Genomic DNA, 25,613 nt, shown 5'->3' on the forward strand with positions numbered 1-25,613 from the left:
CCGCAAAGACCCTTGCTTTGCCGAGATTCCTTTGCCATGTCAGCCGGACGCAATCTGAAGACAGGAACCATCCATGGCCGAGCGCATCTCCACCCTCAGCGACGTCAGCACGCTCTATGACGTTCTCCTCTGCGATGTCTGGGGTGTGCTGCACAACGGTGTCGACGTGTTCCAGCATGCCTCCGAAGCCCTGTCGGCCGCCCGCGAAAAGGGCGTGACCGTGGTGCTGATCACCAATTCGCCGCGCCCGGCGCCCGGCGTCATCACCCAGCTGCGCATGATGGGCGTCGCCGATACCGCCTATGACCGGATCGTCACCTCGGGCGACGTCACCCGCAAGCTGATTGCCGAAGGCCCGTCCAAGGTCTTCCTGCTCGGCCCCGAGCGCGACATGCCGCTGCTCGACGGGCTGGAGGTCCAGGTCGAGGCTGCCGAGACCGCCCAGTCCATCGTCTGCACCGGCCTGTTCGATGACGAGGTCGATGTTCCGGAAGATTATCACGACATGCTGCTGGCCTTCCAGACGCGTGGCGTGCCGCTGATCTGCGCCAATCCCGACCTGATCGTCGAGCGCGGCCACCGCATGATCCCCTGCGCCGGCGCCGTCGCCGCCTATTACCAGCAGCTCGGCGGCGAAATCCGCATCGCCGGCAAGCCGCATAAGCCGATCTATCAGGCCGCATTGGCCGAGGCCCGTGAACAGCGTGGCACCGAGATCGATCTCAGCCGCGTCATGGCCATCGGCGACGGCATGCCGACCGACGTGCGCGGCGCCGTCGATGCCGGCCTCGACCTGCTCTATATCAGCGGCGGCATCCATGCGGCCGAATATACCGTCAACGGCAAGCCGGACGAGGCGATCCTCAATGCCTGGCTGAAAAGCGAGGGCGTCGACCCCCGCTTCTGGATGCCGCGATTGGCATGAGACGAGGCGTTGGACGATGAATTTGCGGCAAGTCATTCCCCTCCGTAATGCGAGCCTATCGAACGGGGTACCCTCGCGTAATGCTGGCTGTCCGGTCCTGGGAGCCATCCCAGCCAATGGAACCCTCTCATGACCGTCTTTCACCGCAACGACAAAAAGAATCCGCTGCCGGAAAGCCTGAGGGGCGGGGTGATTGCTATCGGCAATTTTGACGGCGTGCATCGCGGTCACCAGACAGTGCTGGCCCGGGCGCTCGAACTGTCCGACCAGCGCGGCGTGCCGGCGCTGGTGCTGACCTTCGAGCCCCATCCGCGTTCGGTGTTCAATCCCGACCGGCCGGTCTTCCGCCTGACGCCGGCGCCGCTGCGGGCCCGCATCCTGGAGGCGCTCGGCTTTCACTCGGTCATCGAATATCCCTTCGACCGCGAGTTTTCGCAGCGCTCCGCCGAGGAATTCATCCAGTCGATCCTGGTCGACTGGCTCGGCGCCTCGGAGGTCGTCACCGGTTTCGATTTTCATTTCGGCAAGGGACGGGAAGGCGGGCCTGCCTTCCTGATGGACGCCGGCGGCCGCAACGGCTTTGGCGTGACGCTGATCGACGCCTTCCGCGACGAGGGCACCGATGTCGTCTCGTCGAGCCGCATTCGCGGCCTTCTGGGCAACGGCGAGGTGGCGGAGGCCGCCGGCCTGCTCGGCTACCGCTTCACGGTCGAAGCCGAGGTGATCAAGGGCCAGCAGCTCGGCCGCACATTGGGCTATCCGACCGCCAATATGGCGCTGCCGCCGGAGGCCGAGCTGAAACCCGGCATCTATGCCGTCAAGCTGCGCCGTGCCGATGGCCGCATGCATGACGGCGTGGCAAGCTTCGGCTATCGCCCGACGGTCACCGACAACGGCGCCGCCCTGCTCGAAACCTTCGTCTTCGATTTCTCCGGCGATCTCTATGGTGAGATCTGCGCGGTCTCGTTCTTCGGCTATCTGCGTCCCGAACTGAAATTCGACGGCCTCGATCCGCTGGTCGCCCAGATCAGGCGGGACGAGGAGGAGGCAAGGGCGCTTCTGTCCGGCGTCAGGCCGATCGGCGAACTGGACCGCAGAATCGCGTTCTGACACCCAGGCTGTTGGTCGGCATCAACGAGACCCTGCCAGCCGCCGGTCAAACGGCCAGGACCGGAGCCGCCCGAGGCTTGTGCCCTGTCGGCGATTCACCAGAGCTTTACCGAGATCGTCCAGAATACCGGCAATATCGCGATCTTTAATCATTCTGAGACCACTTGGGTGATTGACTTGGTCGAGGCCGTGTTCAGGAAGCTTTCGCCCCCATGTTCGATTTGCTGACGATCGTAACGTACAACGCCGTGATCAACCTGGTGATCGCGATCATCGCAGCCATTGCCTGGTGGCGTCACCGCCGGCAGACGGACATCATCTACTGGTTGCTGACCACGTGGTTTATGGTGCTTGGCGCGGTCTGCACCAGCATGACCGAGCTCTTGCCCTACAACATCCTCGGCTATGTCGGCGGGACAATCTATGTGACAAAAACCGGCTTCATGTGCCTCGGGTTCAAGGCATTCTATGGTCAGCCCCACAGGCTGCGGGAGGCCTTCTATGTCTCGGCGCCTTTCCTTGTACTCCTGATCGGGGCCAGCGTTCTCGATGATCCGGGCCCAACGCGCATCTTTCTGATCTATCTCGGTTCTGCGATCAATCTGGCGCTCTGCGCACAGGTTCTCTGGCGGGCGGGGCAAGGCGAGCGTTTGCCGTCTGGACGGCTGGCCGCTTACATCCTGACCGTTTACGCTGGCGCCAACGCGCTGATTTCCCCGCTGGCGATTTTATATCCTGTGCAGTTCGTCGGTCGGATCCCGGTCTCCGACTGGATGGCCTATACCAGCATCCTCCTGCTGATCTTGAACGTCCTGTCCTTTCTGATGGTCATGGTTCTGAAGCTTGAGCGCAGCAGCGAGATCCAGCGCCAACTGGCCGAGCGGGACGCGTTGACGGGCGCCGCCAATCGACGAACCTTCCTGCGCGAGGCGGCACGGCTGGAAAAGGCGGGCGAGATGGCCATCGCCATCGTTGATCTCGATCATTTCAAAGTGGTCAACGATACCTTTGGCCACAAGGGAGGTGACGACGCGCTGGTCCAGTTCGTTGCCCGCGCTGGAATGAACTTGCCGGCGGACGCCGTCTTCGGCCGCCTCGGTGGCGAGGAGTTTGGCATATGTCTGCCTGGACATGATCGGAGCGCCGCCCGGGTGGTCCTCGAGACCCTGCGGGACGCCATTGCCCGCATGGAAGTCCGGTCGGACGGTCACACGTTCGGGCTGACCATGTCCTGCGGCTACACGGTCACGGATGACCGCGTTCGCAGCCTGGATGCGTGGATGGCAGATGCCGACATGGGCCTTTACGCCGCCAAGAACAATGGTCGCAACTGCGTGGTTGCATACAGACCGGAGATGGCGCTGTCCGTTCTGACAACGCCTGCTGCCGGCACCGTATTGCCCATGGCAGAGCCGTCGCGCCTGACGGCTTAGTCGCAAGCCTGCATCGGGTCGCCGGTGTCGACAGCGGCGCCGGAAGACCCGCAGTCCCTCGGCCACGACACGCAAACTTCTTGGCCGCCGCCTCTTTCATTTTCCCGCAAAAACGCTTAGACAACCGGCACTATGACCCAATACCGGTTGATGACCATATCCCGAATTATGGGCCCGGCCTTCTGAGGCGCTTTTTCAAAAGCCCGCCCGAAGGTCCGGGATTTCCGCGCTGGGTATGCCCGCGCGTCTGCCTTTAAAGACAATCCGTATGATCGGGCGGCTGGCCACCAGCGCCCCAGCCAATGGCGATACCATGACCGACAGCACTGAAAAGCTTGACTATTCCAAGACGCTCTATCTGCCCGAAACCGAATTCCCGATGCGCGCCGGCCTTCCCCAGAAGGAGCCGGAAATGGCGAAGAAGTGGAAGGACATGGAGCTCTATAAGAAGCTCCGCGCTTCCGCCGCCGGTCGGACAAAATTCGTCCTGCATGACGGCCCTCCTTATGCCAACGGCAATATCCATATCGGCCATGCGCTGAACAAGGTGCTCAAAGACGTCATCACCCGCTCGTTCCAGATGCGTGGCTTCGACGCCAATTACGTGCCTGGCTGGGATTGCCACGGCCTGCCGATCGAATGGAAGATCGAGGAAGCCTATCGCGCCAAGGGCAAGGACAAGAACGAAGTCCCGGTCAATGAATTCCGCAAGGAATGCCGCGAATTCGCCCAGGGCTGGATCGACATCCAGTCCGACGAATTCCGCCGCCTCGGCATCGAGGGCGATTTCGAGCGCCCCTATACGACGATGAACTTTCACGCCGAGAGCCGTATCGCCGGCGAACTCTTGAAGCTCGCCATGTCCGGCCAGCTTTATCGCGGCTCCAAGCCGATCATGTGGAGCGTGGTGGAACGTACCGCGCTGGCGGAAGCCGAGGTGGAGTATCACGAGGTCGAGAGCGACACGATCTGGGTGAAGTTTCCTGTGGTGGAGGCCGGTACCTTCGACGTTGTCCCAAGCGATACGATGCCAATTCGGTTGACCGACGCCTCTGTCGTTATCTGGACCACCACGCCCTGGACCATCCCCGGCAACCGCGCGATCTCCTATTCGTCGCGCATCGAATACGGCCTCTACGAGGTCACCGAAGCCACCAACGACTTCGGCCCGCAGCCGGGTGAACAGCTAATCTTCGCCAAGCGTCTGGCCGAGGATTGCGCCACCAAGGCCAAGGTCACCCTCAAGCTGATCCGCGATGTCACCGGTGCGGAACTCGGCGCGATCACCTGCGCCCATCCGCTGGCCTCCATGGGCTACGACTTCCTCGTCCCCCTGCTCGACGGCGACCATGTCACCGACGATGCCGGCACCGGTTTCGTGCACACCGCCCCCGGCCATGGCCGCGAGGACTTTGACATCTGGATGGCCAAGGCCCGCGACATCGAAGCACGCGGCATCTCGTCAAAAATCCCCTTCACCGTCGACGATGCCGGTTTCTACACCGAGGATGCGCCGGGCTTCGGTCCGTCCGCCGAGGGCGGTGCCGCTCGCGTCATCGACGACAATGGCAAGAAGGGCGACGCCAACAAGCGGGTGATGGACGCGCTGATCGCGGCCGGCAATCTGTTTGCCCGCGGCCGTATCAAGCATGACTATCCCCATTCCTGGCGCTCCAAGAAGCCGGTCATCTTCCGCAACACGCCGCAATGGTTCGTCTACATGGACAAGGAGCTTGGCGACGGCACGACGCTGCGCAGCCGAGCCCTCTCGGCCATCGACGACACCCGTTTCGTGCCCGCCGCCGGCCAGAACCGGTTGCGCGCCATGATCGAAGGCCGCCCGGACTGGGTACTTTCCCGTCAAAGAGCGTGGGGCGTGCCGATCTGCGTCTTCGCCGATGCAGCGGGCAATGTCCTGCAGGATGAAGAGGTCAACAAGCGCATCTTGGAAGCCTTCGAGACGGAAGGCGCCGATGCCTGGTTTGCCGGAGGCGCCAAGGAGCGTTTCCTGGGCAATGCCCATGACGCCGAACAGTGGACCATGGTCACCGACATCCTCGACGTCTGGTTTGATTCTGGCTCGACCCATACCTTCACGCTGGAAGATCGCCCGGATCTCAAATGGCCGGCCGATGTCTATCTGGAAGGCTCCGACCAGCATCGCGGCTGGTTCCATTCCTCGCTTCTGGAAAGCTGCGCGACGCGCGGTCGCGCACCTTACAACGCCGTCGTCACCCATGGGTTCATCATGGATGAGAAGGGCGAGAAGATGTCGAAGTCGAAGGGCAATGTGACCGCCCCGCAGACCATCATGAACGATGCCGGTGCCGATATCCTGCGCCTCTGGGTCATGTCGTCCGACTATGCCGAGGACCTGCGCGTCGGCAAGACGATCATCCAGACCAATATCGATTCCTACCGCAAGATCCGCAACACGCTGCGCTGGATGCTCGGCACGCTCGCCCATGACAAGGGCGAGGAGATTTCTTATGCCGAGCTGCCCGAACTCGAAAAGCTGGTCCTGCATCGTCTGGTCGAACTCGATGCCATCGTGCGCGACGGCTATGACGAATTCGACTTCAAGAAGATCGCCCGCGCGCTCACCGATTTCGCCAATGTCGAGCTGTCGGCCTTCTATTTCGACATCCGCAAGGACGCGCTCTATTGCGACGCCCCGTCGTCGCTGCGTCGGCGCGCCGCCCTGCATGTCATCCGCAAGCTGTTCGATTGCCTGGTTCTGTGGTTCGCGCCGATGATGCCGTTCACGACAGAAGAAGCCTGGCTGTCGCGCGATCCGTCTGCGGTCTCGGTGCATCTGGAACAGTTCCCGACCATTCCGGCCGAATGGAAGAACGACGCGCTGGTCGAAAAGTGGAAGAAGATCCGCACCGTGCGTCGCGTCGTCACCGGCGCGCTCGAAATCGAGCGCAAGGACAAGCGCATCGGCTCGTCGCTGGAGGCCGCACCCGTCGTGCACATCGCCGATCCGGACCTGGCAAAAGCGCTGGAGGGCCAGGACTTCGAGGAGATCTGCATCACCTCGGCGATCACCATCGTCAGCGGTGCCGGCCCGGCGGATGCCTTCCGCCTCGATGACGTCGCCAATGTCGCCGTCGAGCCGAAGCTGGCCGAGGGCACGAAATGCGCCCGCTCGTGGCGGATCACCACCGATGTCGGCGCCGATCCGGCCTTTCCGGATGTGTCGGCCCGCGATGCGGCAGCGCTTCGCGAGCTCGGCGTGACACGTTAACGAAATATGACCGGATGGTTTGCGCTTTTGCGCGCCATCCGGTAAAACCTGCCTGAAATTGGCCGAAGTTCTCTGTCAGGCGATGGCAGTACGGGGTCGAAACATGATGGATGACCGGCGAGGCTGGAAGGTTTTGATGAATAGCGCAGATATGTTTCGAGTTGGCGCCGGTGCGGCGGGCATTCTCATTGCCTGCCTCGGCCTGAGCGGGTGCGTCGGCAGCCCGACCTATGGCACGGATAAAACCGCCGCCGAACAGTTGGCCGATGATGTGGGATCGATTGCATCGATCGGCTCCAATCCCAACAAGGGCGGCGATATCAAGCAGAATCCCCGGCCCAACCTGGTCATGCCGCCGGACACCGCCAAGGCCGAGCTGGTGGCACCGCAGCAGTCGCTGGCCAGCAAGGACAATCCGGAATGGCTGGAAGCGCCGGAAGAGACGCGCAAGCGCCTCGTCGAGGAGGCCGATGCCAATGCCGACAATCCGCGCTACCGCTCGCCGCTGCTGGCCGGCTATGGCAGCAATGGCACGATGACCGAGACGCAGAAGTGGGAAGCGTTCCGCGAGGCCCGCAAGGTCCAGAAGGGCGCCTATCTCGACCAGCGTCGCTTCCTCTCCGAACCGCCGAGCGAGTACCGCCAGGCTTCAGACCCGGCCGTGCTCGACGATCTGGGCGAGCCCGAGGACGCCAAGGCCAAGCGCCGCAAGAAGGAAGCCAAGGCTGCCAGCCAGACATCGTCCTGGTGGATGCCCTTCCAATAAGCGCGCAAGACCGATTGAAGACCATCAGGGCAGGCCGGCAGCGGCCTGCCTCTCTTTTTGGGAAAACCTCTCGTCTCAGGTAGAGCCAATGACATTCACCATTCGCGATGCCCGCCCGGACGATGCCGCCACCATCCTGCGCTTCATCACCGATCTCGCCATCTTCGAAAAGGCCGGCGACGAGGTGGAGGCAACGGTGGAAAGCCTGACCGAGACTTTGTTCGGTCCGGGCTCGGTGACCGGTTCGGTCATTCTGGAGAAGCACGGCGTGCCGGCCGGCTTTGCCATCTGGTTCTACAACTATTCCACCTGGCAGGGTCGCCGGGGCCTCTATCTCGAAGATCTCTATGTCGCGCCTGAGCATCGCGGCTCCGGCGCCGGCACGCTGCTGCTGCGTTACCTCGCAAAGCGCGCCCTGGCGGAAGGCTGCGGCCGCTTCGAATGGAGCGTGCTCGACTGGAACACTCCCGCCATCCGCGTCTACGACGCCATCGGCGCGGCCCCGCAGACCGAATGGATCCGCTACCGCATGGCCGGCGACGCGCTGAAGGAGTTTGCCGAGGGGTGAGGCCCCGAGTTCGTTCATTGACAAAGTAAGCGAATTTCCTTACTTTCACGGTCAATCAAGGAGACTTGGATGGCCGCCCTGTTGAAAAAAATCAGCACGATTACCGAGAAAGGCCAAGTGACCGTTCCAAAGTCCGTGCGGGATGCACTCGGCCTTGGTTATGGCGGGCGGGTTGCTTTCTATGTCGATGAGAACAGGCATGTCTCCATCGAAAAGGTAGACGAAGCCGACGACGACCCGGTGATTGACAGCTTCCTCGGCTTCCTCGCAAACGATATGGAAAAACATCCGGAACGTGTCCAGGAGTTCCCGAAGGCCTTGGTTGATCGCATGGCTGAACTGACCAAGGGCATGCATGTCAATCTGGACGACCCCATCCTGGGCGATGTGACGATCTGACCGATGCCGGTGGTCAACGGATGGACGATACGGGCTCACCCACTCCTGCTCGATCAACTGGAAAAACTGACGGCATCGGTTGAGGCGCTGAGGCGCAAAGACCCTCAGAGCTATCAGGAGAGCGCCAACGCCAAACTGCTGGCCGCACTCCTTGCCCTGATGTTTGAAAAGATTCCTCAGGACCCGACGTCGACAGCCTATGTTCAAGGCAAGACGCTTGGAGCGAGCCGACGGCATTGGTTCCGAGCCAAATTCGGGGCGGCGCGTTTCCGTCTTTTCTTCCGCTATAGCAGTCGCGCCAAGGTGATCATCTTCGCCTGGGTGAATGACGAAAACACCTTGAGGACATACGGGTCAAAATCGGATGCCTATGCCGTGTTCAAGGACATGCTTGATAGCGACAACCCACCGGACGACTGGGAAACGCTGTTGAAAGCAGCATCGGACCGCAAGGCTGAAACACGTTTAAACAGCGCCCACGCATCCGCATCGAAAAAACAGGACTGACGTGCCGTGCTGCTTTCCGCAGCGTTTTGGATCCCCGCGCCACGGCGGCAGGGCAATCGCATATGAAAACAGTCCCCTCCCAAACCCTCCCCACAAGGGGGAGGGCTTAACCCAGCCGCACCCTCTATGGATAAAAGCGAGCGCGTTCGTCCGGGTGTTCTCCCCCCTTGTGGGGGAGATGGCCGGCAGGCCAGAGAGGGTCTTTTCTAATATGCGATTGCCCTCGCCCCAACGGGGAGAGGTCCGCCGAGCAAAGCGGAGGCGGGGTGAGGGGGCGCCACGCACTGCTTTCTTCCCGAAAACGCCTGTGCAGCCAGCCAACGCGCTCTACCGTCGCTCCTTGAAAAAATCCTTAAGAATTCGTGCGGCTTGCGTTTCGCCGATACCGGAATAGACCTCCGGCGCGTGATGGCAGGTCGCTTGCCCATAGAAGCGCACGCCATTGTCCACCCCGCCGCCCTTCGGGTCTTCGGCGCCGTAATAGAGCCGCCGCAGCCGCGCAAAGGAGATGGCCGCGGCGCACATGGTGCAGGGCTCCAGCGTCACATAGAGGTCGGCGCTGGTCAGCCGCTCCTGGCCAAGCCGCTCGGCAGCGCGGCGGATGGCGAGGATTTCGGCATGCGCCGTGATGTCGTTTGCCGCCCGGGTTTCGTTGCCGGCCGAGGCGATGATCTCGCCGTCCAGCACCAGAACCGCGCCGATCGGCACTTCGCCCCGTGCGCCGGCGGCCCTTGCGGCGTCCAGCGCTGCATCCATGAAGCGATTTGTCTCCGGCATATGACACTTTTCCTCTTAACCCTTGCCGCGCGAACTGATACGACACGCCAAACGACAGGCAAACAAAAATGACATCCAAAGACAAGCCCACGCGACCCGCCGGCAAGCCGTTCGATCGCGACAGAAAGCCGTCGCCGGCGAAATCGCCGCGCACGGCGGACAAATCTGCGTCGGAAGCGCCCCGCAAGCGGGCCGAGCCCTCGACATCAGGCGAAGACGCCATGAAGCCGGAGCGCATCTCCAAGCTGCTCGCCCGCGTCGGCGTGGCCTCGCGCCGCGATATCGAGCGCATGATCATGGAAGGCCGCGTCAAGCTGAACGGCAAGGTGCTCGACACCCCCGTGGTCAACGTGACGATGGCCGACAAGATCGAGGTCGACGAGGTCGCCATCCGCGGCATCGAGCGCACCCGCCTCTGGCTCTACCACAAGCCGGCCGGCCTGGTGACCACCAATTCCGATCCGGAAGGCCGCCAGACCGTCTTCGACAACCTGCCGGACGAATTGCCGCGCGTCATGTCGATCGGCCGTCTCGATATCAATACCGAAGGTCTGCTGCTGCTGACCAATGACGGCGGTCTTGCCCGCGTCCTCGAACTGCCGACCACCGGCTGGCTGCGCCGCTACCGCGTCCGCGCCTATGGCGAGATCGACCAGGCCGGCCTCGACAAGCTGAAGGACGGCATCGCCGTCGACGGCGTCTTGTACGGCTCCATCGAGGCGACGCTCGACCGCACCCAGGGCCACAATGTGTGGATCACCATGGGCCTGCGCGAAGGCAAGAACCGCGAAATCAAGAACGTGCTCGGCGCGCTCGGTCTCGAGGTCAACCGCCTGATCCGCATTTCCTACGGTCCGTTCCAGCTCGGTGATCTGCCCGAGACCAAGGTCGTCGAAGTGCGCGGCCGCATGCTGCGCGATCAGCTCGGGCCTCGCCTGATCGAGGATTCCAAGGCCAATTTCGACGCGCCGATCTTCACCAATTCGCCCGACGAAGAGGAAGAAGAAGCCGCCGCCAAGCCGTCGCAGCGCGCGCCGGAACGTGCCGAGCGGCCCAAATGGGGCAAGCCGGAAGACAAGCGCGAACGGGCACTTGGACGTTTGGACACCCGCCGCGACGACAGCAAGACGCGGGCCCCGCGCAGCGGTGGTCGCGACGATGACCGCAAGGGCGGTTCCTTCGGCGCCGACCGTCCAAGCCGTCCGCCCCTGGGCAAGTCCCGCACCGCCAATGTCTGGATGGCGCCCGGCGCCCGTCCGGTCTCGGAAAAGACCGCCGCCAAGAAGGACGAGACCGAGAAGCGCACGCCGCGGCCCCGCCCCGAGGGTGCGCCGCAGACCAAGCGCTACGGTCGCAGCAAGGACGGCACGCCGACCAAGAGCGCCCGGAAATTCGATCCGGATCGCAGCTCCGGCGGTTCGGGCTTTGCCCGTCCCGATCCAGGCCCTCGCGTCGTGGTCAACCGGGCGGCCGAAGACCGCGACTGGATCCGCGCCGACGGCCCGGATACCAGCAAGCCGCGCGGCGACAGCGAAGGTTTCGGCCACAAGAAATCCTTCGGCGATCGGCCCGCCCGCAGCGGTGATCGCCCGGATCGCGGCAGCGATCGGCCCCGTGGCGATCGTCCACAAGGTGCCAGGCCGCCGCGCGATGATCGCCCGCGCGAAGCCCGCTCGTTTGGCGACCGTCCGCGCAGCGATCGCCCGAGAGAGGACAGACCCAGGGACGACAGGCCGCGCGAAGATCGGCCACGGGGTGAAAAGACCTGGGGCGACAAGCCGCGCGGCGACCGTTCGGCCGATAGCCGGCCCGCCGGCGGCAAGCCCTTCGGCAAGCCGGCTGGCGCACGCCCTTACGGCGACAAGCCGGCCGGGGAAAAACCCTTCGGGGCAAGGCCCGGGGCTGAAAAATCCTTCGGTGGCAAGCCGGGCGGATCCACGCCCGGTGGCGGCAAACCCGCCGGTGCACGGCCCTATTCGGCCCGGCCGAGCAGCGATCGGCCGGGCGGCGGTAAGCCATCCGGTCCGCGCGGCGGCGGCAAGGGCAGGGGCTGACGCGCGGTGCGGATCGTCGGCGGTGAATTTCGCGGCCGGCCCTTGGCCGCGCCAAAGTCCAACGCCATCCGGCCGACCATCGACCGGACGCGCGAAAGCCTGTTCAACATCCTGACCCATGCCCATCCGGAGTGTCTGGAGGGGACGCGGGTGCTGGACCTGTTTGCCGGTACCGGGGCGGTGGGGCTTGAGGCCCTGTCGCGCGGCTGCCGGTCGGCGCTGTTTGTCGAAAACAGCGTCGAAGGCCGCAGCCTGCTGTGGGAAAACATCGATAGCCTCGGCCTGCATGGCCGGGCCCGCATCCTGCGCCGCGACGCCACGTCGCTTGGCAGCAGCAATACCATCGAGCCCTTCCATCTGCTGTTTGCCGATCCGCCCTACGGCCAGGGGCTCGGTGAAAAGGCCTTTGCCGCAGCGCATGAGGGCGGCTGGCTGGTGCAGGGCGCGCTGGCCATTCTCGAAGAGCGTGCCGATGTCCTCGTCCAGGTCGACCGCAATTTCACCTTGCTGGAAGATCGCCTGTTCGGTGACACGAAAATGTACTTCTTTTCCTATAGGCCTGTGTGACATCCTTCGATTGAAAGCCGTCAGACATGCAAGATGCAAGAGCCTCCACTGCCGCAGCCCTGGTGCGCTCAGAGAGATCCGAGCCCACGGTCGCCGTGGCCTTCGGGGCCGGCGGTGCCCGCGGCTTTGCCCATGTCCATGTCATCGAGGTTCTGAACGAACTGGGCATTGAGCCGGTGGCGATCGCCGGCTCGTCGATCGGCGCCATCATGGGGGCCGGCATGGCAGCCGGCATGAGCGGCGCCGAGATCCGCGATTATGCGCTGGAAACGGTCGGCAAGCGGGCGACGGTCGCCAACCGGCTGTGGAGCCTTGGCCCCAACACCATGCGCGACAAGCTCGGCGGCTTCCGCCTTGGCCAGTTCAATCTGGAACGCATCCTCAAGGCCTTCCTGCCGCCGCAGATCCCGGATGATTTTTCCGAGCTGAAGATCCCGCTCAAGGTCATGGCCACCGATTATTACGGCCAGGCCGAAGTGATCTGCGAGGAGGGCGATCTCAACGAGGCGCTGGCGGCGTCTTCCGCCATTCCGGCCCTGTTCATGCCGGTCAAGCTCAATGGGCGGATCATGATCGACGGCGGCATCTTCAATCCGGTGCCCTACGAACACCTGCTCGGCTTGGCCGACATCGTCATCGGCATCGATGTGGTCGGCGCGCCGGATGGCGACGGCCGGACCGTGCCGGCCCGCTTCGATAGCCTGTTCGGCGCCTCGCAGCTGATGATGCAGTCGCATATTGCCCTGAAGCTGAAGCTCGGGGCGCCGGCGATCTTCCTTCGCCCGTCTGTCAACGGCTTCGGCGTGCTGGATTTCCTCAAAGCCCGCCAGATCCTCGATCATTCCGAAGGGGTCAAGGACGACCTCAAGCGCGCCCTTGATGCGCAGTTCGCGCTGCTCTCGAAGATGGATTGATATCAGCCTCTAAACGCCTTCTGCCGTGTCCTCGCTGGCCTCTTCGGCAGCAGCGGCACCGCGCTTCGGCTTCATCAGCGGCTCGGGGCGCACCGGCCGGTTGTGCAGCATGTGCCGTCCGGCCGAAATGCCATCCACCGCCTGGATCTGCAACCGCTCCTCGTCGCGCCGGCGGATATCGTCGCTGATGGCGGCGGCCCTCTCTTCGGTCACTCCGAGCGCCTCGATGGTCTTCTGGCCGAACAACAGCCCGGATTCCAGCGTTTCGCGCAGCTCGTACTCGACATTGCGGGCCCTGAGCGACAGGCTGTGGATGCGGTCATAGGCTCGCACGAACAGGCGCGCATCGGGAAATTCGGATGCCACCAGATCGACGATGCGGTCGGTGACCTCCCGTTTCTGGGTGCACACCGCAACAATCTTGGCCCGCTCGATGCCCGCCGCCCGCAGCACGTCGAGCCGGGTGCCATCGCCGAAATAGATGCGGAAGCCGAAGTTTGCCGCCTGGCGGATGCGGTCGGCGCTGTCGTCGATGATCGTCACCTCCCGGCCGCTGGCCAGAAGGATCTGCGCTGCGATCTGCGCGAAGCGCGAAAAGCCGATCATCAGCACGTCGGCGCCGGCCCCTTCGAAATCCTCGTCCAGCTCCTCGCGGCTTTCGTTCGACATGACCCGCGAGGCAAGGGCCGCCGCGATCGGCGTCAGCGCCATGGTCAGCGTCACGATGGAGATCAGCAGCGACGCCGTGCCGCTGGAAAATACGCCGGATGCGACGGCGGTGGTGAACAGCACGAAGCCGAATTCGCCGCCCTGCGGCAGAAGGGCCGCAATCCGTATGGCATCGTCATGGGGAGATCCGGCCAGACGGCAGATCGTATAGATGATGGTGGCCTTGATGGCCATCACGGTCGGGACGGCCACCAGGATGAACACCAGGTTGTCGACGATCACGTCGAGCTCGACCGACAAACCGACCGCCATGAAGAACAGCGCCAGCAGAATGCCGCGGAACGGCTCGATATCGGCCTCGAGCTCGTGCCGATAGGAGGATTCGGCCAGCATGACGCCGGACAGAAAGGCGCCCATCGCCATCGACATGCCGCTTGCCTGCATCAACATGGCAGACCCCAGCACGATGAACAGCGCGGCGGCGATCATCACTTCCCGCGCACCGGTACGTGCGATGATCTGGAACATCGGCGTCAGCAGGTAACGACCGACCATCACCATGCCGAACACCGTCGCAACGGCAACGGCGATGTCGATCAGCACCGATCCGGCCTGCGGGTCCTGGCGATTGCCGAGAATGGTGACCATCGCCAGAAGCGGCACGATGGCCAGATCCTGCAGCAGCAGGATGGAGAACGAGCGCTGGCCATAGCGGCTGTTGAGATCGGCGCGGTCGTTGAGGATCTGCAGGGCAAAGGCCGTCGAGGACAGCGCCAGGCCGAAGCCGGCTACCAGCCCACTGCGCCAGTCGGCAAGCCCGGTCGCCACTGCCGCACCGGTCAGCGCCAGTCCGCTCAGCACCACCTGCGCCGTGCCCAGCCCGAAAATATCGGCGCGCATGTGCCAGAGCCTCGAGGGTTTCAGCTCGAGCCCAATGACGAACAGCAGGAACACCACGCCGAGTTCCGCGACCGACAGGATCGCCTCGGCATCGGTGATGAGATGGAGGATCGGACCGATGATCACGCCGGCGGCCAGATAGCCGAGCACCGTTCCAAGCCCCAGCTTGCGGAAAATCGGTGCGGCGACCACGGCGCCGCCCAGAAGCAGCAAGGTTTCGACGTAAAGCAGATTCGGCGTGGTCATCGCGAAAATGCCCTCCCTTTGGCGTTTCTGGCGTGGATTACCGGGAATCGGCGGGCCTGCCCTTGATGCATTGTGGAATGCACAATAAATGGAGCCGGAATGAAAGGCCAAGCCATGTCTTCACAAATCGATTCCGCCAATCTTTTATCCCGTGCCCATGAGTTGGTCGAGCTGGCCCGAAAGGCCGGTGCCGATCGCGCCGATGCCGTGGTCGTCAGGTCTCGCTCCCATTCGGTCAGCGTCCGCCTCGGCAAGGTCGAATCGACCGATGCCTCGGAAAGCGACGACTTTTCGCTGCGGGTGTTCATCGGCAACCAGGTCGCCAGCGTCTCGGCCAATCCGGGCTTCGATCTCAAGGTGCTGGCCGAACGGGCCGTCGCCATGGCCAAGGCCTCGCCGGAAGATCCCTATGCCGGTCTCGCCGACGAAGCCGATCTGGCGCGCACCTATCCCGATCTCGACCTATACGATGGCACGGAAGTCTCGAGCGATCAGCTGCGCGAGGCCGCCCTGGCCGCCGAAGCCGCGGCACTTGCCGTGTCTGGCGTCACCAATTCGGCCGGTGCCGGTGCCTCCGCCGGCATGGGCGGGCTGGTTCTGGTCACGTCGCACGGCTTTGCCGGCAGCTATGCCGGCTCGCGCTTCGGCCGTTCGGCCGGCGTCATCGCTGGCGAGGGCACGCGCATGGAGCGCGACCACGATTATGACAGCCGCCTGTTCTTCGCCGACCTCGATGCTTCCGAGGATATCGGCCGCCGCGCTGGCGAGCGGGCCGTGCGCCGGCTGAACCCGCGCCAGGCCGAAACCGGCCGCAACGTCACCGTGGTTTTCGACCCCCGCGTCTCGCGCGGCTTCGTCGGCCATATCGCCGGAGCGATCAATGGCGCCTCCGTTGCCCGCAAGACCTCGTTCCTGCGCGACCGCATGGGCACCCAGGTGCTGAAGGCCGGCCTCAACGTGACCGACGATCCGCTCAAGGTCCGCGGCTCCTCGTCGCGCCCCTTCGATGGCGAAGGCGTGTCGGGCCGCAAACTGGCGATGATCGAGGATGGCGTGCTGAACCATTGGTTCCTGTCGTCGTCCGCAGCCCGCGAACTCGGCCTGAAGACCAATGGCCGCGGCGCCCGCGGCGGCACCTCCGTCTCGCCGTCGTCGACCAATCTGGAGCTGGAACCCGGCCCCATGACGCCGGAAGAGCTGATCCGCAGCATCGGCACCGGTTTCTACGTCACGGAATTGATCGGCCACGGAGTCGACATGATCAGCGGCGACTACAGCCGCGGCGCCTCCGGCTTCTGGATCGAGAACGGCGAGCTTGCCTATCCGGTCTCGGAAGTCACCATCGCCTCGAACCTGAAGGAGATGTTCCTGCAGCTGACGCCTGCCAGCGACATCGACCGCAAGTTCGGCGTGGCGGCGCCCACCATCGCCATCGAAGGCATGACGCTCGCCGGCCGCTAAGGGCCGCAGTCCCGAAAACAGAAAGGCCTCGTAGCACCTAATGCCGGCAGACTCACCCTTCGATTGGCAGAGCGATCTTGCGCTGATCGCCGATGCGGCGCGGATCGCGGGCGAGATCGCCTTGACTTTTTTTGGTCAATCGCCGGAAGTCTGGTGGAAGAACGAGGGCCGTTCGCCCGTCAGTGCGGCAGACTACGCCGCCAACAAAAGCCTGGAAGAGCGCCTGCGCACGGCCCGCCCCGGCTATGGCTGGCTGTCGGAGGAAACCGACGACGATCCGGCGCGGCTCGCCTGCGACACGCTGTTCGTGGTCGATCCGATCGACGGCACGCGCGCCTTCATCGCCGGGGAGAAGACCTGGTGCGTCAGCGTCGCCGTGGTGCACAAGGGCCGGCCGGTGGCCGGAGTGCTGGTGGCGCCGGCGCTGCACGAGGTCTTCACAGCGGTGCTCGGCGGTGCGGTTTTGAAGAATGGCGTACCGATTTGCGTGTCGAATCCGGAACCGCAAGACCGCTTGCGGCTTGCCACCCCGATGGATCTGATCGATGTGCTGGAAAAGCCCTATCGCGATCGGCTCGACCGGGTGAAGCATGTGCCGTCGCTGGCCTACCGGCTGGCCATGGTCGCCGACGGCCGGATCGACGCGACACTGGTCAAGCAGAACTCCCATGACTGGGATCTGGCGGCTGCCGATCTGATCCTCGAACAGGCCGGCGGGAGCCTTGTCGACATGGACGGCAATGCCCTGTCCTACAATCGCCCGACCGTCCAGCATGGCCTGCTGTGCGCCTGTGCCGCATCCGTCCTGCCCGATCTGCTGCAGCACATGAAAGCCGCCGCAGGTTGACCTTTTCCCCGAAATCAAGCAGATGAAGGCTTGAATTGAAATTAAACGGAACCCCATGAAATGACCGATTCCAGCGATAAGAAGCAGCTTCTCCATCTGGTCTTCGGCGGTGAGCTTTCCAGCCTGGAGGATGTCCAGTTCCGCGACGTCAGCAAGCTCGATCTCGTCGGCATGTATCCCGACTATGCCAGCGCCCTGGTGGCCTGGAAGAGCAAGGCCCAGCAGACCGTGGACAACGCCCATATGCGCTATTTCATCGTCCACATGCACCGTCTGCTGACCCCCGGCCAACAGACCATCGTCAAGGATTGATCGGGCCCTGGGCCACGGTGCCGTGAGGCCGGCTTTACGGCCACGGCATTATTTTAAACGCATTTATGACGCAAAACGATTTTTAATCTGCAAGCCTGACCGAGAGGGCAAAGGGCGTTGATAACCAACAAAAACAAGCGGACCGGAGCAAAATGAGCGGATTGGCACGGGTTGCTCTCGCGACATATCGCTGGGCGGGTCTGGTGGCATACCCTCTTGCGGTGCCGTTTCTGGCGATCCGCGCCGCCAAGGGCAAGGAAGATCGGGCCCGCAGGCTGGAGCGGTTCGGCCATCCGGCCGCCGATCGGCCGCAAGGGCCGCTCGTCTGGGTGCATGCCGCCAGCGTCGGCGAGATGATTGCCGTGATCCCGCTGATGCGCGAGCTGCGCCGCCGCGATATCAACGTGCTGTTGACCACCGGTACGGTGACCTCGGCCGAACTGGTGCGCTTTCGGCTGGATGGCGACATCATCCATCAATATGTGCCGATCGACGTCAGGCCGGCGATCAGCCGTTTTCTGGCCTATTGGCAGCCTGATATCGCGATCACGGTGGAATCGGAAATCTGGCCGGCGACGCTGATGGAGCTTCGCGACCGCCACATTCCCCATATCCTGGTCAATGCCCGCATCTCGGATCGGTCCTACGATCGCTGGCGCGGTCATCTGTCGATCGCCGAAGCTTTGTTCGGCAAACTGGCCATGGTCGTTGCCCAGTCGGATCTCGATGCGGAGCGGTTCCGCGATCTGGGCGCCTGGCCGGTCATGGTCTCCGGCAATATCAAGGTCGATACCGACGCGCCGCCCTGCGATGCGGCGGTTCTTGCCCAATACCGTCGGCAGATCGGCGATCGCAACACCTGGGCGGCCATCTCCACTTTCGAGGGGGAAGAGAAGGTCGCCATGATGGTGCATCGCGCCGTCAAGGCCCATACCGGCATGCTGACCATCGTCGTGCCGCGCCATCCCGAACGGTGCGACGAGATCGAGGCGATGATGGTCGAGAAGGGCCTGAAGGTGGCCCGCCGCACCCGCAACGATCCGATCACCCCGGAAACCGACATCCTGCTCGGCGACACGATCGGCGAAATGGGCCTTTATCTGCGCCTGACGGAAATCGCCTTTGTCGGCCGCTCGATGCATGGCAAGGGCGGCCAGAACCCGCTGGAGCCAGCCATGCTCGGCTGCGCGGTGCTGACCGGTCCGAATGTCGAGAATTTCCGCGAGAGCTATCAGAAACTGGTCAAGGGCGGCAGCGCCCGCGTCGTGCGCGATGCGGAAATGCTGGCCAAGGCCGTGCATTTCCTGACCGGCAATCACCTGGCCCGCCAGAAGATGGTCGATGCCGGCATGGAAAGCGTCCAGCAGATGCGCGGCGCTTTGTCTGCCACCATCAAGGGCCTGGAGCCCTATATCAATCCGCTGACCGTCAAGGCGCGGCTGGAACCGAGGGCCGCGCGCGGATGAGCGGTTCGGACCGTGATGCCGAGCGCAGCCCGGCTGCCATCGTCGGACTTCTCTTCGACAAGGATGGCACGCTTCTCGACTATGACGAAAGCTGGGGGCCGGTGAACCGGCAGCTGGCGCTGATGGCCGCCGATGGCGATACGGTTCTGGCCGATCGCCTGCTGTCTGCCTGCGGCATGGATCCGGAAAGCGGCTATGTCGTGCCCGACAGCCTGCTGGCGGCCGGCAATTCCCGCGAGATCGCCGAAGGCCTGGCCGAAGCCGGCTCGCCTTTCGATGCCGACACGCTGGCCGAGCGGCTCGACGAGATCTTTGCCTCGGCCTCCGACATATCAGTGCCGGTCACTGATCTCGCCCTGCTGTTTAAGCGGCTGACCGGTCTCGGGTTCCGGCTCGGCATTGCCTCCAGCGACAATGAGCGCTCGATCCGCAACATCGTCCGGCGCTTCGGGCTGGAGAGTTATGTCGAATTCGTCGCCGGCTACGACAGCGGTCATGGCGTCAAGCCGGAGCCAGGCATGGTGCTGGCCTTCTGCCGGGCGACCGGGCTTGAGCCCTACCAGGTGGCGGTGGTCGGCGACAACAATCACGATCTGCACATGGGCCGCAATGCCGGCGTCGGTTTGACCGTCGCCGTCCTGACCGGTACCGGCTCCCGCCTGACGCTCGAACCGGCCAGCGATTTCTGCCTGAACGACATTACCGAGCTCGAACGGATCCTGCGGTAGGACCGTTTCGAACCGCCGATTGGAAAAGACCCTCTCTGGCCTGCCGGCCATCTCCCCCACAAGGCGATAGCCCCTTCGTCGCAAGGGTGGATCATCTGCCTGTTCCGTTATATGACACTCACCTTGTACCGGCTGGAGGGGATGCCAAGCGATGATCTCGGAAGCGCCGCCGTTCTGGTGGAGAAAGGCGGACTGGCGCGCCTGGCTGCTGTCGCCGCTCTCCTTCGTCTACGGGCGGGTCGCCGGCTATCGCATGCTCAAAGGCAAGCGCCATGCGGTGGCCGTGCCGGTCGTCTGCGTCGGCAATTTCACCGTCGGCGGGGCCGGCAAGACGCCGACCGCGCTGACGCTGGCCCGCGCCGCCAAGGCGAAGGGCCTGAAGCCCGGCTTCCTCAGCCGGGGTTATGGCGGTCTGCTGGATGTCACCACCGTCGTCGATCCGGATCATCACCGCGCCGCTGATGTCGGCGATGAGCCGCTGCTGCTCGCCCGTGAGGCGCTGACCGTCATTTCCCGCCGCCGCACCGCCGGCGCCGACCGCCTCGTCAAGGAAGGCGCCGATATCATCATCATGGACGACGGTTTCCAGAGCGCCCGCCTGGTGATCGACTATGCCCTTGTCGTGATCGACACCGTGCGCGGCATCGGCAATGGCCATATCGTCCCCGGCGGCCCGGTGCGCGCGCCCCTGCGCCGCCAGATGGCCTGTCTGTCGGCCATCCTGAAGGTCGGCAATGGCAATGCCGCCGACAAACTGGTGCGCCAGGCGGCAAGGGCCGGCAAGACGGTGTTCGTCGCCACGCTCGAGCCGCGCGACAGCGCCGACCTTGCGGGCGTTCGGGTCATGGCTTTTGCCGGCATCGCCGATCCGGCCAAATTTTATCGCACCCTGGAAAGCCTCGGCGCCGAGATCGTCGCCCATCGCGCCTTCGGCGATCATCAGCTTCTGAGCGAAGACGAGATTGCCGAACTGCTCGACTATTCCGCCGAACATGGTCTGACGCTGGTCACCACATCAAAGGATTTCGTCCGTCTCAAGGGCGCCCATGGCCGGGCAAGCGACCTCATCGCCCGAAGCCGGGTGGTCGAGGTGGAGATGGCCTTCGACGATCGCCACGCCCCGGCCGCCATCCTCGACCGTGCCATCGAAGCCTGCCGCACCCGCCGCCTGCGCGCCTCTGCGAAAGCTCCGGTTTGATCTGCTGACCTCAGAGGCCAGCGCGACCATGGCAAAAGACCCTCTCTGCCCTGCCGGCGTTCGTCACTGAAATCGATTCACGGGATCGATTTCTCCGCTGCGCGGACCGTTCCTCAACCCCCACAAGGGGGGAGAAAACGCGCGGATACACTTCGTCAAAAACCATAGAGGTTTCAGCGGGTTAAGCCCTCCCCCTTGTGGGGAGGGTGGGGAGGGGATTTTTTTAAAGACAATTGTGACGAGGATGAACAAGGCTTGGGCCTCGAAATCCACCACCCCAGCCGCCGATCAGCGAGGCTGTTGCGAGGGCAGGGCGCCGGCGCGTTTTTCGGCCTCGAACGAGGCCAGGGCGTCGGCATAGGGTTCCTGGCGGGCGACGCTCCAGTATTTCAGCTCGTCGATCAGGATTGGCTTGCCGGTCATGGCGCAGACGACATAGGAGCCGGGCGACAGGATCTGGAAGTCGGCATCGAGATACCTGATCTTCGCCTCGCGGTTGCCGCCGCCTTCAAACCGGTTCATGTCTTGCTCCTGCTGCCGTCATCAGACTGCAATAAACCTTGGCGCATTAGATTTCCAGAAATTTCAGCTTCGGCCGAACAGCCGCTCGATATCCGACAGCTTCAGCTCCACATAGGTCGGCCGGCCGTGATTGCATTGGCCGGAGCCCGGCGTCTGCTCCATCTGCCGCAGCAGCGCGTTCATTTCTTCGACCCGCAGGATCCGGCCGGAGCGCACCGAGCCGTGGCAGGCCATGGTGGCCGCCACATATTCCAGCTTGGCCGACAGGCCGGCGGCCGTGTCCCATTCGGCGATCTCGTCGGCCAGCTGCCGCAACAGGCCCTGCACGTCGACTTCGCCCAGCATGGCCGGCGTCTCGCGAACGGCAATGGCGCCGGGCCCGAACCGCTCGATGGCAAGCCCCATCTGCTCGAAGCTCTCGGCATGGCCCATCAGCCGGTCGCAATCCTCCTCCGTCAAGTCGACGATTTCGGGGATCAGCAGTCCCTGCGACGGCAGCCGCCGCCCGGTCAGCGCCTTGCGCATGTCCTCGAACACCAGCCGTTCATGGGCGGCATGCTGGTCGACGATCACAAGGCCGTCGCCGGTCTGGGCGACGATATAGTTGGAGTGGACCTGCGCGCGGGCAGCCCCCAGCGGATACTGCGCCGGCTCGCTGCGGGATGGCTCGGGGCTCGTCACGCTCTCGCTGCGCGCCGTCGGCATCGCCATGGTCTCGAAGCCGGCCTGCTGCGCCTCTGCGAAGCCCGCAGCCGAGGGGCTGGAAAACGGCCGGTAGGGTGAGGTCGCCGCGCTCCAGCCGGCGACGTCCGGCCGTGCACTTGGCTGGAAGCCCGGACGGAAGGCGCGCAGCATGCCGCCGGCGCCGGTCGTCGAGGCGCGGTCGCCCTCGCGGGTAAGCGCCTCGCGCACGGCGCCGACGATCAGGCCGCGAATGAGGCCGGGATCGCGAAACCGGACGTCTGACTTCGCCGGATGCACGTTGACGTCGACCAGCGCCGGATCGAGCGTGATCGACAGCACGGCGACCGGAAAGCGGCCGTGCGGCACGGTCTCGGCATAGGCGCCACGCAGCGCCGAAAGGATCAGCTTGTCCTGCACCGGACGGCCGTTGACGAAGGCGTATTGATGGGCCGAATTGCCGCGGTTAAAGGTCGGAATGCCGGCAAAGCCGCCGAGCGCCACATCCTCGCGCACCGCATCGAGCGCAATGGCATTGTCGCGGAAATCGGCGCCCAGTATCTGCGCGATGCGGGCCAGGTGATCGTCGCCGGTCGCTGCGAACTCCAGCGTCGAACGGTCGCTGCCCGACAGCACGAAGCGGATCTGCGGAAAGGCAATCGCCATGCGCTTGACCACTTCGGTGATCGCCGCACTTTCCGCCTTCTCGGTTTTCAGGAATTTCAGCCGCGCCGGCGTGGCGAAGAACAGGTCGCGCACCTCGACCATGGTGCCGGGATTGGCCGCCACCGGCCGGAGCGCTGTCAGCCGGCCGCCCTCGACGGAAATCTGCGCACCGCCGGCACTGTCGGCGCGCCGGGTGGAAATTGTCAGCTTGGCGACAGAGCCGATCGAGGGCAGGGCCTCGCCGCGAAAGCCGAGGCTGCGGATGTCGCTGAGCGAAGCCTGCAGCTTCGACGTGCAATGGCGCCGGACCGAAAGTTCGAGATCCGCCTCGCTCATGCCCGAGCCGTTGTCGATCACCCGCAGCAGGCTTTTGCCGCCGCCAGACGTGGCGATCTCGATGCGGCTGGCGCCGGCATCGATGGCGTTTTCGATCAGTTCCTTGACCGCGCTGGCCGGTCGTTCGATGACCTCGCCGGCAGCGATCTGGTTGATCAGGGTCTCGGGCAATTGCTTGATGTTCATCTCGCCATTTTCCCGGATTCGTGCGGTCATGGGAAGGGCGAACTGCGGCCGGCTGGCATTTATTCGCGGTACAAATTCCGGTTGGTTGCCATTAAGATCGCCTTAAGGGAATCCCGCTAATTTGACCCCTAACTTGAAATGATTATGCAATTGAGCTGATAACCGGTGGTTTGTGACGGCAAGCTGGAAGCCGTCACGCAATTGACAGCCGTTTTGTTGCATCAAGTTCGGCATCCAGCATGTTTTCTGTTCTGCAAGATATACATGGGACTGCAAGCGGTGATGCGCCTGCACGGGTCGTTTGAGGCGGTATAGTGAAAGAATTTGCACCGGCCTCGGCAGAGGAAAGGCTTCACGGGGGCCTGTGGATGGAAGAAGCGCCATCAACCAATACAGCCATCCAACCGGCTCTGCTGGATGCGGTCTGCGACGCGCTGTCCTCTGCCATCATCATCTACGACAAAAACGACCATCTGCTCTACGCCAATCGGCTTGGCCTTCATTATTTTCCGGTTCCCGCGGCGTTCCTGTCGGTCGGCACACGGCTGCGTGATTTCCTCGGCGCGGTCTACGATCACTCCATCCGCATGAGCTTGACCGCCAACGGTGGCCCCTTGCCCGGCCGCGAGGAATGGATCGCCGAACGCATTGCCGCCCATTGGCGCGAACGGTCCGAGACGCAGGAACGGGACAAACGCGGCCGCTGGATCCGGCTTGCCAAGCGCCGCCTGCCGTCCGGCTACGGCATTTGCGTGGTCACCGATATCACCGATCAGAAGAAGCGCGAGGAGCAGTGGCGCGCCGACCTGGAACGGGTTCAATTGACCGAGGAAATCCTCGACAACCTTCCCCATCCGATTTTCGTCAAGGACCGCAACTTCAACATGGTTGCCGTCAACAAGCTGTTCTGCGCGCTGCTGGGCGCCGGTGCCGAGGCCATACTCGGCCGCCCCTGTGCCGAGATCTTTGATGCAGGCCTCGCCGCGAAGCTTGATACGGCCGACCGCCATGTTCTCGAAACGGGCGTACCGGCCCTGTCGGTCGAGCGTCTGACGGGCCGGGATGGCACAGAAAGACAGGTCATCGTCCGCAGCCAGCGCGTCGGCAAACCCGGCCGCTATTTTCTGGTGACCAGCATGGACGAAGTCCTGGAGCCGAGAGCGGCTGACGGCCGCGGCGCGATGGCGCCGTCCTTGACCGCCGAACCCGCGCCTCAGGCGAAACCGGCAACCGGAATCACGGACGAGCGCCGCTCGCCCATGCGGTCGTCGCCGATCGGTTTTTCCGGCCGCAAGGTGCTGCTTGTCACCGCCGATACCGACTTCGAGGCCAAGAGCCTCAAGGTCCTGACCCGCCTGGGCGTCGATTCCTGTTCGGTGCGCAGCGAAACCGAGCAGCAGGCCTTCTTGAGTGTCGCCAAGTCCGTCGATGTCACCCTCGATCTGGTGGTCGTCGACAACCAGATGGACCTCGCCTGCCTCGAGCTTGCCGAACAATACGGCATCGATGTCGTAACGCTCGATGCCTTTCAGCTCGATACCGATCTCGCCTTCCTGGTCAGCGAACACTTGAGCGACGCCGAAGGAACCCATCTTTTGGCCTCCGACGACTGGGAAATCTCCACCGTCAGCGATGGTCCGGCGCCTGACGGGGCGTCGGCCATCGAGGTCCTGGTGGTCGAGGACAACGAGATCAACCAGATTGTCTTCTCGCAGATCCTGGAAGGGCTCGGTCGCCGCTACCGCATCGCTGCAACCGGCAGTGAGGCGCTGCGGCTCTGGGACGAACTGCGCCCGCCGCTGATGCTGCTCGATGTCTCCCTGCCCGATATCAATGGCATGGAGGTCTGCCGCACCATTCGCGAGCAGGAGAACCGCACGGGTCGGCAAACGCCGATCATCGGTGTGCTGGTGCCGGCTTTCGATCAGGACCGGGCCAAATGCCTGGCGGCCGGCATGAACGACGTCATCCTGAAACCGCTGAGCCCCGATGCCATCGAAACCCTTCTCGATCGGTTCATGCCGATCGAGGGTTTTGGCCTCGCGCCTTAGCTGAAAACACTGTCAACCCCCTAATTCACGGGTTAGAACCTGTAGTCAAGGCTACGGAATTGCTATGATTTTTT

At 63.7% G+C, this 25,613-nt stretch carries 22 protein-coding genes; 18 read left to right on the plus strand and 4 right to left on the minus strand.

Features of this window, described 5'->3' with window-relative positions; all coding sequences use genetic code 11:
- Positions 1-73: 73 nt before the first annotated feature.
- From HGO38_RS05685 to HGO38_RS05720, 8 genes are all read left to right on the plus strand, one after another.
- Positions 74-925 (plus strand): TIGR01459 family HAD-type hydrolase, encoded by an 852-nt coding sequence (locus HGO38_RS05685; protein WP_250954938.1) that lies wholly within the window; start codon positions 74-76, stop codon positions 923-925.
- A 129-nt stretch (positions 926-1,054) separates the two neighbouring features.
- Positions 1,055-2,035: a bifunctional riboflavin kinase/FAD synthetase gene (locus HGO38_RS05690; protein ID WP_250954939.1), complete on the plus strand. Its 981-nt coding sequence runs from the start codon at positions 1,055-1,057 to the stop codon at positions 2,033-2,035.
- Positions 2,036-2,247: 212 nt separating this feature from the next.
- A complete protein-coding gene (locus HGO38_RS05695; RefSeq protein WP_250954940.1) occupies positions 2,248-3,468 on the plus strand; it encodes a GGDEF domain-containing protein in 1,221 nt (406 codons plus the stop codon).
- Positions 3,469-3,781: 313 nt separating this feature from the next.
- Complete coding sequence (gene ileS, locus HGO38_RS05700) at positions 3,782-6,718, plus strand: isoleucine--tRNA ligase (RefSeq protein WP_250955001.1); 2,937 nt, start codon at positions 3,782-3,784, stop codon at positions 6,716-6,718.
- Between the two features lie 136 nt (positions 6,719-6,854).
- Positions 6,855-7,484, plus strand: a complete 630-nt coding sequence (locus HGO38_RS05705) for a hypothetical protein (protein ID WP_250954941.1) — start codon at positions 6,855-6,857, stop codon at positions 7,482-7,484.
- An 88-nt stretch (positions 7,485-7,572) separates the two neighbouring features.
- Positions 7,573-8,052 carry a GNAT family N-acetyltransferase gene (locus HGO38_RS05710; protein ID WP_250954942.1) on the plus strand — a complete coding sequence of 160 codons (480 nt, stop codon included), beginning with the start codon at positions 7,573-7,575 and terminating at the stop codon, positions 8,050-8,052.
- 69 nt (positions 8,053-8,121) lie between these two features.
- The gene (locus HGO38_RS05715) at positions 8,122-8,451 is read left to right on the plus strand and encodes a type II toxin-antitoxin system PrlF family antitoxin (RefSeq protein ID WP_250954943.1); all 330 of its coding nucleotides are present in this window, start codon (positions 8,122-8,124) and stop codon (positions 8,449-8,451) included.
- A gap of 3 nt (positions 8,452-8,454) precedes the next feature.
- Positions 8,455-8,958 carry a type II toxin-antitoxin system YhaV family toxin gene (locus HGO38_RS05720; protein WP_250954944.1) on the plus strand — a complete coding sequence of 168 codons (504 nt, stop codon included), beginning with the start codon at positions 8,455-8,457 and terminating at the stop codon, positions 8,956-8,958.
- A 327-nt stretch (positions 8,959-9,285) separates the two neighbouring features.
- On the opposite strand, the gene HGO38_RS05725 is transcribed toward HGO38_RS05720, so the two are convergent.
- Positions 9,286-9,735 (minus strand): nucleoside deaminase, encoded by a 450-nt coding sequence (locus tag HGO38_RS05725; RefSeq protein ID WP_250954945.1) that lies wholly within the window; start codon positions 9,733-9,735, stop codon positions 9,286-9,288.
- A 68-nt stretch (positions 9,736-9,803) separates the two neighbouring features.
- On the opposite strand from HGO38_RS05725, the gene HGO38_RS05730 reads away from it, so the two are divergent.
- From HGO38_RS05730 to HGO38_RS05740, 3 genes are read left to right on the plus strand one after another with little or no spacing between them, the layout of a single operon-like run.
- Complete coding sequence (locus tag HGO38_RS05730; RefSeq protein WP_250954946.1) at positions 9,804-11,789, plus strand: pseudouridine synthase; 1,986 nt, start codon at positions 9,804-9,806, stop codon at positions 11,787-11,789.
- A gap of 6 nt (positions 11,790-11,795) precedes the next feature.
- Complete coding sequence (gene rsmD / locus HGO38_RS05735) at positions 11,796-12,356, plus strand: 16S rRNA (guanine(966)-N(2))-methyltransferase RsmD (protein ID WP_250954947.1); 561 nt, start codon at positions 11,796-11,798, stop codon at positions 12,354-12,356.
- A gap of 26 nt (positions 12,357-12,382) precedes the next feature.
- Positions 12,383-13,270, plus strand: coding sequence for a patatin-like phospholipase family protein (locus HGO38_RS05740; RefSeq protein WP_250954948.1), 888 nt, complete (start codon positions 12,383-12,385; stop codon positions 13,268-13,270).
- Between the two features lie 9 nt (positions 13,271-13,279).
- On the opposite strand, the gene HGO38_RS05745 is transcribed toward HGO38_RS05740, so the two are convergent.
- Complete coding sequence (locus tag HGO38_RS05745) at positions 13,280-15,085, minus strand: monovalent cation:proton antiporter-2 (CPA2) family protein (protein ID WP_250954949.1); 1,806 nt, start codon at positions 15,083-15,085, stop codon at positions 13,280-13,282.
- 114 nt (positions 15,086-15,199) lie between these two features.
- Between HGO38_RS05745 and HGO38_RS05750 the strand changes: the two genes are divergently transcribed.
- The 6 genes from HGO38_RS05750 to lpxK all read left to right on the plus strand — a co-directional run bounded on the left by HGO38_RS05750 (position 15,200) and on the right by lpxK (position 21,097).
- Positions 15,200-16,546: a TldD/PmbA family protein gene (locus HGO38_RS05750; RefSeq protein ID WP_250954950.1), complete on the plus strand. Its 1,347-nt coding sequence runs from the start codon at positions 15,200-15,202 to the stop codon at positions 16,544-16,546.
- Positions 16,547-16,586: 40 nt separating this feature from the next.
- Complete coding sequence (locus HGO38_RS05755; protein WP_250954951.1) at positions 16,587-17,393, plus strand: 3'(2'),5'-bisphosphate nucleotidase CysQ; 807 nt, start codon at positions 16,587-16,589, stop codon at positions 17,391-17,393.
- A gap of 60 nt (positions 17,394-17,453) precedes the next feature.
- A complete protein-coding gene (locus tag HGO38_RS05760; RefSeq protein ID WP_250954952.1) occupies positions 17,454-17,705 on the plus strand; it encodes a DUF4170 domain-containing protein in 252 nt (83 codons plus the stop codon).
- 152 nt (positions 17,706-17,857) lie between these two features.
- Positions 17,858-19,171: a lipid IV(A) 3-deoxy-D-manno-octulosonic acid transferase gene (waaA, locus tag HGO38_RS05765; RefSeq protein WP_250954953.1), complete on the plus strand. Its 1,314-nt coding sequence runs from the start codon at positions 17,858-17,860 to the stop codon at positions 19,169-19,171.
- Positions 19,168-19,899: an HAD family hydrolase gene (locus HGO38_RS05770; RefSeq protein WP_250954954.1), complete on the plus strand. Its 732-nt coding sequence runs from the start codon at positions 19,168-19,170 to the stop codon at positions 19,897-19,899. Before waaA ends, HGO38_RS05770 begins: the two co-directional genes overlap by 4 nt.
- A 151-nt stretch (positions 19,900-20,050) precedes the next feature.
- Entirely contained in the window at positions 20,051-21,097 is a 1,047-nt protein-coding gene (lpxK, locus tag HGO38_RS05775) for a tetraacyldisaccharide 4'-kinase (protein ID WP_250954955.1), read from the plus strand.
- 288 nt (positions 21,098-21,385) lie between these two features.
- Here the strand turns inward: lpxK and HGO38_RS05780 are convergent, their stop codons facing one another.
- Both HGO38_RS05780 and mutL read right to left on the minus strand, forming a co-directional pair.
- The gene (locus tag HGO38_RS05780; protein ID WP_250954956.1) at positions 21,386-21,619 is read right to left on the minus strand and encodes a DUF2093 domain-containing protein; all 234 of its coding nucleotides are present in this window, start codon (positions 21,617-21,619) and stop codon (positions 21,386-21,388) included.
- 63 nt (positions 21,620-21,682) lie between these two features.
- On the minus strand, positions 21,683-23,488 hold the full coding sequence (mutL, locus tag HGO38_RS05785) for a DNA mismatch repair endonuclease MutL (protein WP_250955002.1): 1,806 nt from the start codon (positions 23,486-23,488) through the stop codon (positions 21,683-21,685).
- A 314-nt stretch (positions 23,489-23,802) separates the two neighbouring features.
- On the opposite strand from mutL, the gene HGO38_RS05790 reads away from it, so the two are divergent.
- On the plus strand, positions 23,803-25,539 hold the full coding sequence (locus HGO38_RS05790; protein WP_352230460.1) for a response regulator: 1,737 nt from the start codon (positions 23,803-23,805) through the stop codon (positions 25,537-25,539).
- The last annotated feature ends 74 nt before the right edge of the window (positions 25,540-25,613 follow it).

The organism is Rhizobium sp. CG5 (assembly GCF_023701945.1).
GTDB lineage: Bacteria > Pseudomonadota > Alphaproteobacteria > Rhizobiales > Rhizobiaceae > Allorhizobium.